Below are 14909 nucleotides of genomic sequence, written 5' to 3' on the forward strand. Positions count from 1 at the left end.
TTCACGGTGACCCAGCGTCTTCGCGAGTTCAGCCGAAGGAGAGGCTCCGCACAGGACGCACGGCGCAGGAAAGCCTGCGCCGCAGCCCGCCATGCACCTTCCGGAATCTCTTCTTGCGAGGCCTTCGAACCTGCCAGGGCGTCTGACGCCCGTCCCACGGCTTGTCCGCTGGTCCCCGATGACACCCATGCGCCCCGAATCTGACGAGGGCGCCCGACGAGGGGGAAGGAACCTTCGTGACCGAATCCACCGACCTCGAAGCAGGCACGGAATCGAACGCCCCTGCGCGCTCCAGCGCAGGCGCCGGACTCGCGAGCCTCAAGCTCGCCCAGCTTCAGAATCTTGCGGCCCAGCTCGGCATCACGGGCTCCAAGCGGATGCGCAAGTCGGATCTCGTGAGCGCGATCCAGGACCACCAGCGCGGATCCTCGATCGTGGCCAAGGACGCCGCTGAGAGCCGCGCCGCAGCCGAGAAGTCCGGCCAGCAGGCCGAGGCGAAGGGCGGTGCTGACCAGAGCGGCGCCGACCAGAGCGAGGCGGGCCAGCCCCAGGGCGGCGAGAAGCCCTCCCGCCGCTCCCGCGGCTCCAAGAAGGCGGAGGCCAGCGCCCAGACCGAGTCTGAGGGCGCCGAGCGCTCCGCGGACGCCGAGGCCGCGGGTTCCGCCCAGGGCTCGGACGGTGAGCAGCAGGACGGCGGCTCGCGCCGCGGCCGCGGCCGTCGCCGCGCCTCCTCCGAGCAGGGCGCCCTCTCCGAGAGCGGCCAGGGCGGCTCGGCGGAGAAGGACGAGTCCCGCGAGCAGAACGGCCGCGAGAAGCAGGGAGGCCGTGAGCAGGGCGGCGCAGACCAGCAGTCCGGCGGCGAGCAGCAGAACGGCCGCGAGCAGGGCGGCAAGGACCAGAACGGCCGCGGCGAGTCCTCCGAGAAGGACGGCGAGCGCTCCGGGCGCGGCCGCAACCGGCGCAACCGCCGCAACCGCGGCGAGGGCGACCAGGACGGCCAGGGCTCCGAGGGCGGCAAGAACAACGACGGCGGCCGCAGCGACAAGTCCGAGAAGCAGGACAAGTCGGACCGGAACGACCGCAACGACCGCAACGACCGCGGCGGCCGTGACAACGACGACGAGGGCGGCGGAGGCCGCCGCTCGCGCCGCAACCGCCGGGACCGCAACCGGAATGACCGGAACGAGCGGCGCCGCCGCGGCGGACACCCGGATGTGGACGACACGGAGCTGACCGAGGACGACGTCCTCCTGCCCGTGGCCGGCATCCTGGACATCCTGGACAACTACGCGTTCGTCCGCACCTCCGGCTACCTCCCGGGCTCCAAGGACGTCTACGTCACGCTGAACCAGGTCAAGAAGTACAACATGCGCAAGGGCGACGCCGTCGTCGGCGCTGTCCGCGCCCCGCGGGACGGCGAGGAGCAGAACCGCGGCAACTCGAACCGCGCGAAGTTCAACGCGCTCCTGCGCGTCTCGACGATCAACGGGCGCCCGGCGGACGAGAACCAGGACCGCGTCGAGTTCAACAAGCTCGTCCCGCTCTACCCGCAGGAGCGCCTGCGCCTCGAGACCGAGCCGAAGAAGGTGGGCACGCGCGTCATCGACCTCGTCTCGCCGATCGGCAAGGGCCAGCGCGGCCTCATCGTCTCCCCGCCGAAGGCCGGCAAGACGATGATCCTGCAGTCGATCGCCAACGCGATCACGACGAACAACCCGGAAGTCCACCTCATGATGGTGCTCGTCGACGAGCGCCCCGAGGAGGTCACGGACATGCAGCGCTCGGTCAAGGGCGAGGTCATCGCCTCGACCTTCGACCGCCCGGCGGACGACCACACGACCGTGGCCGAGCTCGCCATCGAGCGCGCCAAGCGCCTCGTGGAGATGGGCAAGGACGTCGTGGTGCTCCTCGACTCCATGACCCGCCTGGGCCGCGCCTACAACCTCGCGGCGCCTGCCTCGGGCCGCATCCTCTCCGGCGGTGTGGACTCGGCGGCGCTCTACCCGCCGAAGCGCTTCTTCGGCGCGGCCCGCAACATCGAGAACGGCGGCTCGCTCACCATCCTGGCCACCGCGCTCGTGGAGACGGGCTCCAAGATGGACGAGGTCATCTTCGAGGAGTTCAAGGGCACCGGCAACATGGAGCTCCGCCTCTCGCGCCAGCTCGCGGACCGCCGCATCTTCCCGGCCGTGGACGTCAACGCGTCCGGCACGCGCCGCGAGGAGAACCTGCTCTCCCAGGAGGAGGTCAAGATCATGTGGAAGCTCCGCCGCGTGCTCTCCGGCCTCGAGACCCAGCAGGCGCTCGAGCTTCTGACCAACAAGATCCGCGAGACGAACTCGAACGTCGAGTTCCTCATGCAGGTCCAGAAGACGACGCTCGGCTCCAAGGGCGACGACGACTGATCCGTCGGCCGTCGCGCCAGGGAAGAGGGAACCATGTTCGAATCAGTGAAGGGCCTGCTCGACGAGCACGCCGAGCTCCAGGTCCGGCTCTCGGACCCGGCCGTCCACGCGGACGCGTCGCTCGCCAAGAAGCTGGGGCGCCGCTACGCGCAGCTCACCGGCATCGCCGAGGCCCACAAGCGGTACACCCAGCTCACGGACGACCTGGAGGCCGCTCGCGAGCTGGCGGACGAGGACCCGGAGCTCGCCGCGGAGATCCCGCAGATGGAGGAGGACCTCGAGACGGCGCAGGAGCGCCTGAGGCGACTGCTCATCCCGCGGGATCCCAACGACGCCCGTGACGTCATCATCGAGGTCAAGGGCGGCGAAGGCGGCGACGAGGCGGCGCTCTTCGCGGGAGACCTGCTGCGGATGTACGACCGCTACGCCTCCTCCCGGGGCTGGAAGACGGAGATCATCTCCGCCACCGAGTCGGACCAGGGCGGCTACAAGGACGTCCAGATGGCCGTCCACGGCAAGTCCAACGATCCGGCGGAGGGCGTCTACGCCTCCCTTAAGTTCGAGGGCGGCGTCCACCGCGTCCAGCGCGTCCCCGTGACGGAGTCGCAGGGCCGCATCCACACGTCCGCTGCGGGCGTGCTCGTCCTCCCCGAGGTGGACGAGCCGGAGGAGATCGACATCCACCAGAACGATCTCAAGATCGACGTCTACCGGTCCTCGGGCCCGGGCGGCCAGTCCGTCAACACGACGGACTCCGCGGTGCGCATCACGCACCTGCCCACGGGCATCGTCGTCGCCATGCAGAACGAGAAGTCCCAGCTGCAGAACCGCGAGGCCGCCATGCGCGTCCTCCGCTCGCGGCTCCTCGCGCACCAGCAGGAGCAGATCGACGCGGAGAACGCCGAGGCGCGCAAGTCGCAGATCCGCACCATGGACCGCTCGGAGCGCATTCGGACGTATAACTTCCCGGAGAACCGCATCGCGGACCACCGCACGGGCTACAAGGCCTACAACCTGGACCAGGTCCTCAACGGGGACCTCCAGGCGGTCATCCAGTCCTGCATCGACGCGGACGAGGCGGCCCGGCTCGAGGCCCTCGGCGACAGCCAGCAGTGACCTCACCGGCCCCTTCCGGCACCGTGCGCCCGGGCGCCTCCCTCGCGGAGGCCGCCCGGGCGCTCGAGTCTCTGCTCGTCGAGGCCGGCGTGGACTCGCCGGGTGCTGACGCCCGGGCCCTCCTCGGCGAGGCGCTCGGGATGAGCCCGGGGGAGCTCGCCCTCGCCCGCGTTCGCGGCCGGGAGCTCGCGGACCCCGAGCGTGAGCAGCTCATGCGCATGGCCGCGCGGCGAGCCGCCCGCGAGCCGCTCCAGCACATCCTCGGCCGGGCGCCCTTCCGGCGCCTCGAGCTCCGCGTGGGCCCCGGCTGCCTGGTGCCCCGCCCGGAGACGGAGCTGCTCGTGGACCTCGTCGCGGCGCACCTGGACCGGCGCCGTGCCGCGGGGGAGCGCGGCCCCTTCTCGGTGCTGGACCTCGGCACGGGGTCCGGCGCGATCGCGGCGGCCCTCGCCACGGAGCGCGACGACGTCCGCGTGACCGCCCTCGACGTCTCCCCGGAGGCCCTGCACTGGGCGCGGATCAACCTGGAGGGGCTCAACCGGGGCGGCCTCGGCGTGGAGCTCGTCGAGGCGGACGCCACGGTGGGCCGCCCGGAGTTCGAGCGCGCGTTCGACGTCGTCGTCTCCAACCCGCCCTACGTGCCCGAGTCCGAGCGCCCGGAGCAGCCGGAGGCGCTCGCCGACCCGGAGCGCGCCCTCTACGGGGGCTCCCCGGACGGCCTGCGCATCCCGGTGCTCATGGCCGAGCGGGCCGCCGAGTGGTGCCGCCCCGGAGGGCTCGTGGCCTTCGAGCACGCCGAGACCCAGGGCCGGCCCCTCCGGGACCGCTTCGAGGAGCTCGGCTTCGAGGGCGTCCGCACGGACCGCGACCTCGCGGGACGGGACCGCATGACCTCCGGGGTCATGGCTTCGAGTGAGAGGATGGATCCGTGAGCCAGATTTTCGACATGAACGACTCCTCCCAGCGTAGAGAGGGCCTCGCGGCCGCCTCGAGCGCGATCTCGAACGGGCGGCTCGTCGTGATGCCCACGGACACCGTGTACGGCATCGCCGCGGACGCCTTCGCCCCGCACGCGGTGGGCCTCCTGCTCACGGCCAAGGGCCGCGGCCGCTCCATGCCATCGCCGGTCCTCATCCACCGCCCCGAGGCCCTCGACGGCATCGGCGCGGAGATCTCGGAGGAGACCCGGGCCCTGACCAAGGAGTTCTGGCCGGGCGCGCTCACGGTGATCGTCCACCAGCAGCCGAGCGTCAACCTCGACCTCGGCGACGCCATGGGCACCGTGGCCGTTCGGATGCCGGAAGACGACGTCGCCCTCGACCTCCTCGCCTTCACCGGCCCGCTCGCCGTCTCCTCGGCGAACCGCACCCGCCAGCCGGCGGCGACGACGGCGGCCGAGGCCGAGGAGCAGCTCGGCGAGACGGTGGACGTCTACCTGGACCACGGCGAGCGCGGCGCGGGGGAGCATCAGCCCTCCACGATTGTCGACGCCACGGGGGAGACGCTGCGCGTGGTCCGCCAGGGCGCGATCGGCCTCGAGCGGCTCCGGGAGGTGGTGCCGAGCCTCCTCGGCCTCGGCGAGGAATCTGAAGAGGAGCCCGGAGAGGAGCTCCGCGAGGAGTCCGCCGGGCAGCCCGCCGAGGAGGCAGCGCCGGAGACCCCGGAGACGGACGCCGCCGAGCAGCCCGGAACTCCGGAGCGCGGCTCGGAGCACTAGCCTCTAGGGCTGCTCACCCCGCGTGCCGCCGCCGGAGACGGCCTGACCGGCCTGGGCCAGCACGTCGAGGACTTCGCGAGCACCTGCGAGCTCTGCCGCGCGAGGCCACGCGTCCTCTTGGGCCTGCCCGAACCAGAGCAGCTCGGCCCGTCGCGTCACAGCCGCAGCGCGCTGTCCCACGCGTCCGGCCGCGTGCGCGGCGCGCCCCGAGCCGTCTCCGCGGGCCGCGCCGCTGCCCAGGGCTGTTCCGAGGGCGTGCCCGGCTCGGACGGCGAGCCTCGCCAGCGTCCGGGGGATGTGCATCGGGACAGCCGAGCCGTGTCCCCGCGCCGCCCGGATGGCCGAGAGCGTGGTGGCTCCTTCCCACGGCTGCAGGACGGTTTCCGGAACGGAGCGGCTCTCGGCGAGATCCTCCGCGATCCCCGTGACGAGTCTCGCCAGCGAGGCCGCGCTCGTGAGCGGGGTGGGCGCGTCCTCCGCGCAGCCGGCCCAGCGAGAGCGGGCGAAGGCGGCGAACCGCTGCGTCGTCGGGCGCTCGGGGCCCTGGACGCTCGTGGCGCGCAGGACGCACGCGGGCATCCGGCCGTGCTCGCGGACAAGCCGCTCGCCGAGCGCCTTGGAGGCGGAGTAGTCGGAGAACGGCGCGGTCTCCGGCCGGGCGTGCAGAGTGCCCGCGCCGAGCACGGCAGCGGAGGAGAGGTGCAGCAGCGGAGCGCCGGACTGGACCGCGAGCATCGCCGGAAGGAGGGCGTTGGCCCCCATGAGCGAGGAGAGCTCGTGCCCCTCGGGGGAGGCGAGCCCGGCGGCGTTGACGATGACGTCGGACTCGGTGCCCAGCAGTCTCAGCCGCTCGGCCTCCTCCGAGCCGGCGAGCGACTCGAGCTCCTGCGCGCACGCACCCGCCCACGCCGCAAGCGATGCGCGCTTCCATGCTCGGCCGACGCCTGAGGGCGCTGGGACGTCGAGGCGGGGCGCCTGAGCCGTGAGCACCGTGTGCCCGCGTCGCTCGGCCTCGGCGCGGACGTGACGTCCCACAAATCCCGAGGCGCCGAGAAGCCCGATGATCACGAGCCCGCCCCCTTCGGAGCGGATTCGGACGCACGGCCGCCGCGGGCGTCCGGCTCCGGACCGGACTCCCCGCCGAGCTCCCGGCGGAGCGAGCGCGCCGCCCCGAGACCGCGGGCGATGCTCCGCACCGAGGCTCCGGCCCGCCGGGCGGTGGCGCCGAGCGAGGGGCGCTCCGGCCCCCGCAGCTGCGCAGGGACCTCCACGAGCGCGAGACGGGCGAGCTCCTTGGCCACGGTCAGGGCTGTGCCCGCCCCGAACGCAGCCGGGCTGAGCGTCCCCGCCGCCGCGAGGTGCTCCCGCATGAGGGCGCGGTTGCGCACGGCGTAGTAGCGGGAGAGGTCCGAGGCGTCGTTGAGGTGGCGCGGGCCCAGGTCCACGCTCGAGTGGACGCGGGTCTTGCGCAGCAGCGGCTCGTCCGTCACGATCACCCGCACCCGCCGCGAGGCCTCGTACCCGTAGACCGTGTCGTCCGAGTTGATGAAGAAGCGGCTGTCCGGCAGCCCCACGAGGTCGGCCGTCCGCGCCGAGACGAGCGCTCCCTCGAAGCACGCCACGTTCGTCTCCGCCTCCGGGGCGCTGCGCTCGGGCTCGGGAAGCGGGAGGTGGATGCCGGTGGCGGGGTCGAACCGGTGGCGCCAGAAGAACGGCGCGCCCTCGGCCGTGAGCCGCGTGCCGTGGACGAGGTCCGCCTTGAGCCCGCGCTCGCTCAGCCGGGCGAGGCCGCCGGGGATGAGCTCCACGTCGTCGTCCATGAGCCACAGCCAGCGCCGCCCGCGCTCCGCGATTCCGTCCAGAGCCGACGACAGCGCGATCTCCATGCCGGCCCGGAACCCGCCGGAGCCGCCCGTGTTGCTCGCCATCCGGTGCGCGAAGACCGGCACGTCCTCGCCGTTCTCCCGGGCGAGGCGCCCGTCGAGGCCCGCGAGGAGCGCGTCGGTCCCGTCCGTGGAGGCGTTGTCGACGACGACGACCGCGGCCACCGGGCTCGGATCGGCGGCGATGGACTCGAGCAGCCGCGTCAGCATCGCGCGCCGGTTGTAGGTGGTGACCACGGCGATGGTCGAGGAGGGGCAGAGGGCGGGGGAGCCGGCGTAGGGAGCCGTGAGGGGGCGGGGGAAGCTCACGCGCGGTCCCCGTCGTCGTCCCGCACGCGGGCCGCCGGGGCCCGGAAGCCGCGGCCGCGCAGTCCGTCGAGGAAGGGACGGGCCCAGGCCCGGAAGCCTTCCGCGTCCCGCGTCCTCGCGAAGTGCACGGGGTAGCCCACCGCGTCGGCGATGAACGACTTGACCCGGCGGTGGCGGCGGATGAGGTAGCCGCGGTTGCGGAAGAAGTTCTCCCGCTTCATCTCGCTGTCCGGGATGAGCACGTGCCAGCGGTCGCCGAGCACGTGCCGCACCTCGCCCCAGCCCGTGGGATGGGTGAGGGCCGTGCTCGCCACCGTGCCGAACGGGACGCCTGCCTTGCGCAGCCGGACCATGAAGTCCGTCTCGTCCCCTCGGATGAAGAGCTTGAGGTCTGGGAGCCCCACCCGGAAGAAGACCTCCCGGCGCACGAGCGCACCGTTGAAGAAGTGCCCCACTCCCGGGAGGAAGCCGGCCCGCTCCACGGCGGTCCGCTCGAACTCGAGGCGGCCGTCGATCCGGAAGCCGAAGGAGAGGCGGCTCGCGTCCTCGGGGGCGGCCACGATGGGCAGGACCGCGTCGAGATCCCGCTCCTCGGCCTCCCGGGCCAGGGTCTCGAGGCAGGCGGCGTCCTCGGGGTGGGCGTCGTCGTCGAGGATCCACACCCACTCCGCGCCGGAGGCGAGGGCGTGGAGGATGGCGAGCGAGAACCCGCCGGCGCCCCCGAGGTTCGCCTCGCTGCGCACCCAGTCCAGCTCGGTGCCGCGCTCGGAGAGGCGCTCGCGCCGTGCCTCGGCGACGGCGGACGCGGGGCGCGTCCCCGAGTCCACGATGGAGATCCGGGCGATCGGATGGGACTGGGCTGCGAGCGCGTCGAGGAGGGCTCCGACCTCCTTCGGGCGGTCGAAGGTCACGGCGGCCACGGAGACCCGTGCCTCCCGGGTGAGTGCCATGGGGCTCGCTTTCGTCAGGGGCCGGACGCCGAATCGCGTCTACGGGCGCGTCGTGCAGGGGACCGTGCGGAATTCAACGGACTGCTTGTCTAATATTGGCGGGGTGGCACACCAGTCTCAAGTGGCCGCAGAGAGTGTGGGCGCTGGGACGCCCGACGTCGAGGAGAGAAGCACCGCCATGAGCCCTCTGACCCGTTCGTTCGCACCCGGGGAACGGCCGGTCCGGTGGCTTGTCTACCAGCGGATCATCGACGCCCTCTGCTGGGCCGTGGCCGTCATCCTCGGCCTCGTCCTGCGCTACGAGCTCACCGTGGACACGATCGACTGGGCAGGCTACGCCGTCTTCACGGGGATCGCCGTCCTCGCCCAGCTCGTCGTGGGCCATCTGGCGGGCCTGTACCGGGGCAAGTACCCCTTCGGCAGCTTCGACGAGCTGCGGCTGCTCATCGTCGTCATCGGCACGGTGGCGGCCGTCCTCGTCGTCACGAGCATCTTCTTCGGTCTCGCGCTCGACATCCCCCGCTCGTCCGGGATCATCGCCTTCCCGTTCGCGTGCCTCTTCATGGGCGCGGCCCGCTACCTCAAGCGGATGTACGTGGAGGGGCGGGCCCGTCCGGCGGCGGCCGCCCAGCGCGTGCTCGTCTTCGGCGCGGGATTCCTCGGCAGCGGCCTCGTCAACCAGATGATGAAGGACCCCTCGGGCCAGTTCCAGGTGGTCGGGCTCGTCGACGACGACCCCCACAAGAAGTACCTCCGCGTCGCCTCCGTGCCGGTCGTCGGCACCCGGAAGTCCCTGAGAGAGCTCGTCGAGCGGCACAGGGCGGACGCCGTCGTCGTCGCCGTCGCCCACGCCGACCCGTCTCTCCTGCGCTCGCTGACCGAGAGCATCGCGGGCACGGGCGCCCGCCTCATGCAGATGCCCCGCCTCGCCGAGATCCTCGATCCGGGCGAGGAGGACCTCTCGCGGCAGCTCACCGAGGTGCGGATGGAGGACCTGCTCGGACGCACGCCCGTGGACCTCGACGTGCCGAGCCTGCGCTCCTACATCGAGGGGCGGCGCGTCCTCGTCACGGGCGCCGGCGGCTCGATCGGCTCGGAGATCTGCCGGCACGTCGCCGAGCTCGGCCCGTCCGAGCTCATCCTCCTCGAGCGGGACGAGTCCGCGATGCAGGCCACCGCCATCTCGCTGACCGGCTCCGGCCTGCTCACCGGCTCGGAGACCGTCCTGGCGGACATCCGGGACTCGCGGGCCCTCGAGGAGGTCTTCACGTCCCGGCGCCCGGACGTGGTCTTCCACGCGGCGGCCCTCAAGCACGTGCCCCTGCTGGAGCAGTACCCGCTCGAGGCGTGGAAGACCAACGTGCTCGGCACCGCCAACGTCCTCATCGCGGCGATGAACGCCGGAACGGGCACGTTCGTCAACATCTCCACGGACAAGGCCGCGGACCCCTCGACGGCCCTGGGCCACGCCAAGCGCCTCGGCGAGCGCCTCACGGCCTGGGCGGCGCAGGTGAGCGGGGGCCGCTACGTCTCGGTCCGCTTCGGCAACGTCCTCGGCTCGCGGGGCTCGGTGCTGCCGCTCTTCGCCCAGCAGATCGAGCGCGGCGGTCCGGTCACCGTGACCGACGAGCGCGTCGAGCGCTTCTTCATGACCATCCCCGAGGCCACGAGCCTGGTGCTCCAGGCCGGCGCGGTGGGCCGCGGTGGAGAGGTCCTCATCCTCAACATGGGCCAGCCGGTCAAGATCATCGACGTCGCCCGCCAGCTCATCGCACTCTCCGGCCGCGAGATCGAGATCGAGCTGACCGGCCTCCGCCCCGGCGAGAAGCTCACCGAGGTGCTCGTGCGGGAGGATGAGACGACGACGACGCCGTTCCACCCCCTCATCTCGCACGCCGCGGTCAGCCCCCTGTCCCCGGACGAGCTGGACCTCGACCTCTTCCGGCAGGGCCGCGCTTCCCAGCCCGCCACGGAGACCCTTCGCGTGGCCCGGCGGGACCGCTAAGTCCGCGATGACCTCAGACGCCGTCCTCGCCCTCGCCGCCGTCGCGGCCCTCGGGATCTCCGTGCTCTCGCCGACCCTCCTGCGCCCCTGGCTCGAGTCGATGGGCGTGGTCGACGTCGCGAGCGCGCGCTCGTCCCATGTGGGGACCGTGGTCCGCGGCCTGGGGATCGCGTGCGCGGCGGCGTTCGTCCTCGTCTTCGCCCTCGTCCTGGCGCTCTCCCCGTCGGTGCGCGAGCAGCCACTCGCCTGGGCTGTGCTCGTCTCGGGAACGGTGTGCGGCGGTCTCGGGTGGGCCGAGGACCTCTGGGGGGTGGGGGTCGGCCCGCGCTTCCTCGTGCAGGTCCTGCTCGGCGTGGGCGTCACGGCGTGGATGGCGGACGCCGCGGGCGTCTCGCCCTGGTTCGCTGCCGTGGGGGCCGTGGGCGTGCCCGCACTCGTCAACGCCGTGAACTTCATGGACGGAGTCAACGGGATCTCCGGCCTGTACGGTCTCGTGGCGGGAGGCTGGTTCGCCCTGCTCGGGGCGGAGTCGGGCCTCACGTGGCTCACCGTCGGAGGCCTCGTCGTCGCCGCCGCCTACGTGGGCTTCCTCCCGTGGAACTTCGGCTGGTTCCGGTGGCCGGCCTCCTTCATGGGGGACGCGGGCTCCTACCTGCTCGGGGGAGCGCTGGCCGCGATGGCCTTCGGGGCTTTCTTCGCCGGGGTGCACGTCGAGTCCGTGGTGGCGCCCTTCCTCGTGTACCTCGCGGACACCGGCTTCACCCTGGCGCGGCGCATCCTCGAGGGGAAGCCGTGGACGCAGCCCCACCGGGAGCACGTCTACCAGCGCCTGACGGATGTCGGGATGAGCCATGTCGGCTCCGCCCTCACCGTGGTGGGGTGCACCGCGCTCGCCTGCTGGTTCGGCTCGCTCGGCGCGGCGGCGGGCGACCAGCCGGTCAACCCGGCGGCCTTCGCCACCGTCCTGCTCGTCCTCGTCTACCTCAGCCTGCCGTGGGCCCTCGGCCGCTTCGCAGGCCGGAAAGGAAGCGCCTCATGACCGGAGCCGCACAGCGCGGTCTCTCTGACGGCCGCAGGGATGCGGCGCTCGCCCTCTCTCGCCAGCACTGGGGCCAGCTGAGGGACGGCACGGCCGCATCTCTGGCTCTCGCCGTGCTGGCCTGCTCCCTCTGGCTGACGCCGGACCGGGCGGCGGCTCCGTCCGCGATGCTCGGGATCGGGATCGTCTGGGCCTCTTTCGCCGTCTCGGCCGTGATCCTGGCGCTCGCCGCCCGACGCGCTCCGGACTCGCTCGTGCTGCTCGGGATGGGGCTGTACGTGCTCAAGTTCTTCGTGGTGGCCGTCCTCTTCCTCATGGTCGGCATCCCTTCCTGGGCCTCCGGGATCTGGGTGGGAGCCGGGGCTCTCGCGGCGGTGGCGGCGTGGCAGCTGGTGCAGTTCCGCTCCGTCGGCGCCTCCCGGGTGCCGCTCTACTCGAGCGATGAAGACGCGTAGGGCGCGGATCGGGGAGAATCAGGGTATGGCAAAGTACCTCCTTCAGTACGTTCTTGGCGGTGTCCTCGCATGGTTTTTGATAGGCTGGGGGCTGGATGCGTTGTTCGGGATGAACTTCCTGAAGTTCGTTGGCCTGGCGGTTGGAATCGCAGGCGGAATCTACATGGCCAAGCTTCGTCAGCAGCTTGACGAGCGTGAAGCCGGTCCCTCGGCTGCGGAGAAGCAGTCGTCCGCGGAACCGGATGCGCGCTGAACGTCAGGATGGGTGACACCGAGGCGCTGGTCGGCCCGCTCGAAGGCGAGCGGATCGGCAGGCCGAGTGGAGCCGCGCGGATGACGTTCGCAGCGCTCCTTCGACCACATGCTGGCGCCCTGCGGCGCTCGGATGTTGCCCGATGATGGACACAGCAGAGAGGAAACGCGTTGCTCGCGCTTGCACTCCCGGCCGAGGGGGAGAAGTTCACGCCTCCCACCTTGGATGACATGCACCTGCCCCCGCTCTTCCACATCGGGGACTTCGCGTTCTCGAAGCAGATGCTGCTGATGATCCTCTCGGTGGTCCTCATCGTGGCGTTCTTCCGGCTCGCCATCCGCAAGGGCTCCATGGTCCCCGGCAAGCTCCAGTTCATCGGAGAGTCCGGCTACGAGTTCGTCCGCAACAGCCTCGGACGCGAGATCATCGGCCAGGGCTTCCTCAAGTGGGTTCCCCTGCTGTTCGCGATCTTCTTCTTCGTCCTCGTGAACAACCTCTTCGGGCTCATCCCGGTCCTCCAGCTCCCCACCTTCTCCCACGCGGGCAGCGCCTACGCTCTGGCGGCTGTGGTGTACCTGACCTGGATCGGCGTCGGCATCAAGAAGCACGGCCTCGGCTTCTTCAAGCTCATGGTCGTTCCCTCCGGCGTTCCGTTCGCCCTCCTCTTCATCCTGGTGCCCATCGAGATCCTCTCCAACTTCGTGGTGCGCCCGCTGACCCACTCGCTGCGACTCATGGCCACCATGCTCGCCGGCCACATGATCGTGACGCTCGCCGGCACCGGCGCCCACTACCTCATCGCCGTCCAGGAGAACCTCTTCCTCAAGGGCACGGGCATCCTCGTCATCGGCGGATCCGTCGCCATGGGCCTGCTCGAGGCCCTCATCATGGTCCTCCAGGCGTTCGTGTTCACTCTGCTCACGGCCATCTACATCCAGGGCGCGGAGCACGCGGACAACCACTGACCCGCTCGCCTGACCCGGCGAACGCTTCTCAAGTTTCATAGTTTTCCCCCACCATGGGGGAAGGACCTCCCTACACCTCCAGGGAAATCCCTTGGTACCGAAAGGAAAATCAATGACTGGCTCCCTCAACCTCGTCGGTTACGGTCTCGCCGCCATCGGTTCGGCCATCGGCGTCGGCCTCATCTTCGCCGCGTACATCAACGGCGTCGCCCGCCAGCCGGAGTCCCGCCCGGTCCTCAACCAGATCGCCCTCCTCGGCTTCGCCCTCGTTGAGGCCCTTGCCATCCTCGGCCTCGTCTTCGCCTTCATCATCAAGTAAGCCCCGAGGAACCCCAGAGCTCCCCGGAGCTCGTTGACCCTAAGGAAGGGTGAACTATGAACGGATCGCTTCTGATCCTGGGCGAGGGCGCGAGCAACCCGCTCATTCCCAACTTCTGGGAAGTGCTTGTCTCGCTGGTCACCTTCGGCGTCCTCCTGTTCCTCGTCATCAAGTACGTGGCCCCGGCCTTCGAGAAGGCCTACCAGGCCCGCGTGGAGGCCATCGAGGGCGGTCTCGAGCGCGCTGAGAAGGCTCAGGCCGAGGCGGATGCCAAGCTCGCCGAGTACGAGCGCCAGCTTGCTGACGCCCGTGTCGAGGCCAACCGCATCCGCGAGGACGCGCGGAGCGAGGGCGCCCAGATCCTCGCCGAGCTCAAGGAGAAGGCCGCCGCTGACGCCCAGCGCATCACCGAGCAGGCCCACCTCCAGATCGAGTCCGAGCGCCAGGCCGCCGTCGTCTCGCTCCGCAGCGAGGTCGGCACGCTGGCCACGCAGCTCGCGAGCAAGATCGTGGGGGAGGCCCTCAATGACGACGCCCGCTCGCAGCGGGTCGTGGACCGCTTCATCGCGGACCTCGAGACCGAGTCGAACGCAGGTGCAGCGCGGTCATGACGTCTGTTTCGAGTGAATCACTGGCATCGGCTCGGGCGTACCTCGAGAGCCGCCGGTCTGAGCTGACGCTGGAGACGGCCAAGGAGTTCTTCTCCGTCCTCAACGTCCTCGACGCGAACCCGGGTCTCCAGCGCGCGCTGACGGATCCCTCGCGCGAGCCGGCGGACCGCGCGGCGCTCTTCGGCCGGGTCCTCGGATCGCAGGTCTCGGAGACGGTCTCCGCAGCCGCGCAGCATGTGGCGTCCGCTCGCTACTCCTCGCTGCGGGACTTCGTGGACACGTTCGAGACCCTCGGCGTGGACGCTGCCGCGTTCGTCGCCGAGCGCGAGGGCGAGTCCGGTATCGGACGCCTGGAGAACGAGCTGTTCGCCTTCGCCAACACGGTGGAGGAGAGCCACGAGCTCCAGGGCGCGCTCAGCCGTGCCACCGCCTCCGGGGAGGCGCGCCGCACGCTGGCCCGTCGCCTGACGGAGCGTGACTCCGAGCCGGCCCAGGTCTTGCTCGAGCAGGCGGTCATGCACCCGCGTGGCCTCAAGGTCGTCACCCTCGTGGAGCGCTTCGCGCAGTATGTGGCAGCCCGCCACAACCTGTGGGTCGCCCACGTGGAAACGTCGCAGGAGCTGACTCCGGAGCAGAGTCAGCGTTTGGCCGAGTCCCTCACCCGGGTCTTCGGCCGCGAACTGAAGATCAACGCGACGACGCTCCCGTCGCTCATCGGCGGCGTGCGAGTGACCGTGGGAGACGAGGTCATCGACTCCTCCGTCGTCGCCCGCATCAACCGCCTCAAGCAGCGGCTAGCGAGCTAGTCACCACCTGGCGTCGGCGGACCGCCGGCGCCCAAGCTACACACGTCGATCCGATCCGCTCTCCCCAGAGCGGCGC

General features: G+C 71.2%; 15 protein-coding genes. 12 read left to right on the forward strand and 3 right to left on the reverse strand.

Annotation, left to right across the window (positions count from 1 at the left end; translation table 11 throughout):
• The first annotated feature begins 236 nt into the window (after positions 1-236).
• The 4 genes from rho to H9I38_RS00270 are packed head-to-tail and all read left to right on the forward strand — an operon-like array spanning position 237 to position 5238.
• Entirely contained in the window at positions 237-2405 is a 2169-nt protein-coding gene (gene rho / locus H9I38_RS00255; RefSeq protein WP_226336635.1) for a transcription termination factor Rho, read from the forward strand.
• Positions 2406-2438: 33 nt separating this feature from the next.
• Positions 2439-3521 carry a peptide chain release factor 1 gene (gene prfA / locus H9I38_RS00260; protein WP_226336636.1) on the forward strand — a complete coding sequence of 361 codons (1083 nt, stop codon included), beginning with the start codon at positions 2439-2441 and terminating at the stop codon, positions 3519-3521.
• Positions 3518-4453, forward strand: a complete 936-nt coding sequence (prmC, locus tag H9I38_RS00265) for a peptide chain release factor N(5)-glutamine methyltransferase (protein WP_226336637.1) — start codon at positions 3518-3520, stop codon at positions 4451-4453. The genes prfA and prmC overlap by 4 nt, the downstream gene beginning before the upstream one ends.
• On the forward strand, positions 4450-5238 hold the full coding sequence (locus H9I38_RS00270) for an L-threonylcarbamoyladenylate synthase (protein WP_413463492.1): 789 nt from the start codon (positions 4450-4452) through the stop codon (positions 5236-5238). The genes prmC and H9I38_RS00270 overlap by 4 nt, the downstream gene beginning before the upstream one ends.
• Positions 5239-5241: 3 nt before the next feature.
• Here H9I38_RS00270 and H9I38_RS00275 read toward each other — a convergent pair whose 3' ends face one another.
• Genes H9I38_RS00275 through H9I38_RS00285 form a run of 3 tightly spaced genes read right to left on the reverse strand, consistent with a single transcriptional unit; the run spans position 5242 to position 8380 of the window.
• Positions 5242-6306 (reverse strand): NAD-dependent epimerase/dehydratase family protein, encoded by a 1065-nt coding sequence (locus H9I38_RS00275; RefSeq protein WP_226336638.1) that lies wholly within the window; start codon positions 6304-6306, stop codon positions 5242-5244.
• Positions 6303-7430: a glycosyltransferase gene (locus H9I38_RS00280; RefSeq protein ID WP_226336639.1), complete on the reverse strand. Its 1128-nt coding sequence runs from the start codon at positions 7428-7430 to the stop codon at positions 6303-6305. The genes H9I38_RS00275 and H9I38_RS00280 overlap by 4 nt, the downstream gene beginning before the upstream one ends.
• Positions 7427-8380 carry a glycosyltransferase gene (locus H9I38_RS00285; RefSeq protein ID WP_226336640.1) on the reverse strand — a complete coding sequence of 318 codons (954 nt, stop codon included), beginning with the start codon at positions 8378-8380 and terminating at the stop codon, positions 7427-7429. Before H9I38_RS00285 ends, H9I38_RS00280 begins: the two co-directional genes overlap by 4 nt.
• Positions 8381-8558: 178 nt before the next feature.
• On the opposite strand from H9I38_RS00285, the gene H9I38_RS00290 reads away from it, so the two are divergent.
• The 8 genes from H9I38_RS00290 (at position 8559) to H9I38_RS00325 (ending at position 14833) form a co-directional block, all read left to right on the forward strand.
• Positions 8559-10385 carry a polysaccharide biosynthesis protein gene (locus H9I38_RS00290; RefSeq protein WP_226336641.1) on the forward strand — a complete coding sequence of 609 codons (1827 nt, stop codon included), beginning with the start codon at positions 8559-8561 and terminating at the stop codon, positions 10383-10385.
• Positions 10386-10392: 7 nt separating this feature from the next.
• Positions 10393-11424 carry a UDP-phosphate glycosyltransferase gene (locus tag H9I38_RS00295; protein WP_226336642.1) on the forward strand — a complete coding sequence of 344 codons (1032 nt, stop codon included), beginning with the start codon at positions 10393-10395 and terminating at the stop codon, positions 11422-11424.
• Positions 11421-11879: a hypothetical protein gene (locus H9I38_RS00300; protein ID WP_226336643.1), complete on the forward strand. Its 459-nt coding sequence runs from the start codon at positions 11421-11423 to the stop codon at positions 11877-11879. Before H9I38_RS00295 ends, H9I38_RS00300 begins: the two co-directional genes overlap by 4 nt.
• Positions 11880-11904: 25 nt before the next feature.
• Positions 11905-12132, forward strand: a complete 228-nt coding sequence (locus H9I38_RS00305; RefSeq protein WP_226336644.1) for a hypothetical protein — start codon at positions 11905-11907, stop codon at positions 12130-12132.
• 170 nt (positions 12133-12302) lie between these two features.
• Positions 12303-13097, forward strand: coding sequence for a F0F1 ATP synthase subunit A (atpB, locus tag H9I38_RS00310; protein WP_226336645.1), 795 nt, complete (start codon positions 12303-12305; stop codon positions 13095-13097).
• A 112-nt stretch (positions 13098-13209) separates the two neighbouring features.
• The gene (atpE, locus tag H9I38_RS00315; RefSeq protein ID WP_226336646.1) at positions 13210-13416 is read left to right on the forward strand and encodes an ATP synthase F0 subunit C; all 207 of its coding nucleotides are present in this window, start codon (positions 13210-13212) and stop codon (positions 13414-13416) included.
• Positions 13417-13472: 56 nt separating this feature from the next.
• Entirely contained in the window at positions 13473-14027 is a 555-nt protein-coding gene (locus tag H9I38_RS00320; RefSeq protein WP_226336647.1) for a F0F1 ATP synthase subunit B, read from the forward strand.
• A complete protein-coding gene (locus H9I38_RS00325; protein WP_226336648.1) occupies positions 14024-14833 on the forward strand; it encodes a F0F1 ATP synthase subunit delta in 810 nt (269 codons plus the stop codon). The genes H9I38_RS00320 and H9I38_RS00325 overlap by 4 nt, the downstream gene beginning before the upstream one ends.
• The last annotated feature ends 76 nt before the right edge of the window (positions 14834-14909 follow it).

Origin of the sequence: Arthrobacter sp. UM1, assembly GCF_020483305.1 — a bacterium.
Classification (GTDB): Bacteria; Actinomycetota; Actinomycetes; order Actinomycetales; family Micrococcaceae; genus Falsarthrobacter.

What these genes read in the sequence shown, in the direction of transcription:
- H9I38_RS00325 (WP_226336648.1), top strand. Translation starts at nt 14,024, where the DNA reads ATGACGTCTGTTTCGAGTGAATCACTGGCATCGGCTCGGGCGTACCTC.
- H9I38_RS00285 (WP_226336640.1), bottom strand. Translation starts at nt 8,380, where the DNA reads ATGGCACTCACCCGGGAGGCACGGGTCTCCGTGGCCGCCGTGACCTTC.
- prfA (WP_226336636.1), top strand. Translation starts at nt 2,439, where the DNA reads ATGTTCGAATCAGTGAAGGGCCTGCTCGACGAGCACGCCGAGCTCCAG.
- H9I38_RS00300 (WP_226336643.1), top strand. Translation starts at nt 11,421, where the DNA reads ATGACCGGAGCCGCACAGCGCGGTCTCTCTGACGGCCGCAGGGATGCG.
- H9I38_RS00295 (WP_226336642.1), top strand. Translation starts at nt 10,393, where the DNA reads ATGACCTCAGACGCCGTCCTCGCCCTCGCCGCCGTCGCGGCCCTCGGG.
- atpE (WP_226336646.1), top strand. Translation starts at nt 13,210, where the DNA reads ATGACTGGCTCCCTCAACCTCGTCGGTTACGGTCTCGCCGCCATCGGT.
- H9I38_RS00290 (WP_226336641.1), top strand. Translation starts at nt 8,559, where the DNA reads ATGAGCCCTCTGACCCGTTCGTTCGCACCCGGGGAACGGCCGGTCCGG.
- H9I38_RS00305 (WP_226336644.1), top strand. Translation starts at nt 11,905, where the DNA reads ATGGCAAAGTACCTCCTTCAGTACGTTCTTGGCGGTGTCCTCGCATGG.
- H9I38_RS00320 (WP_226336647.1), top strand. Translation starts at nt 13,473, where the DNA reads ATGAACGGATCGCTTCTGATCCTGGGCGAGGGCGCGAGCAACCCGCTC.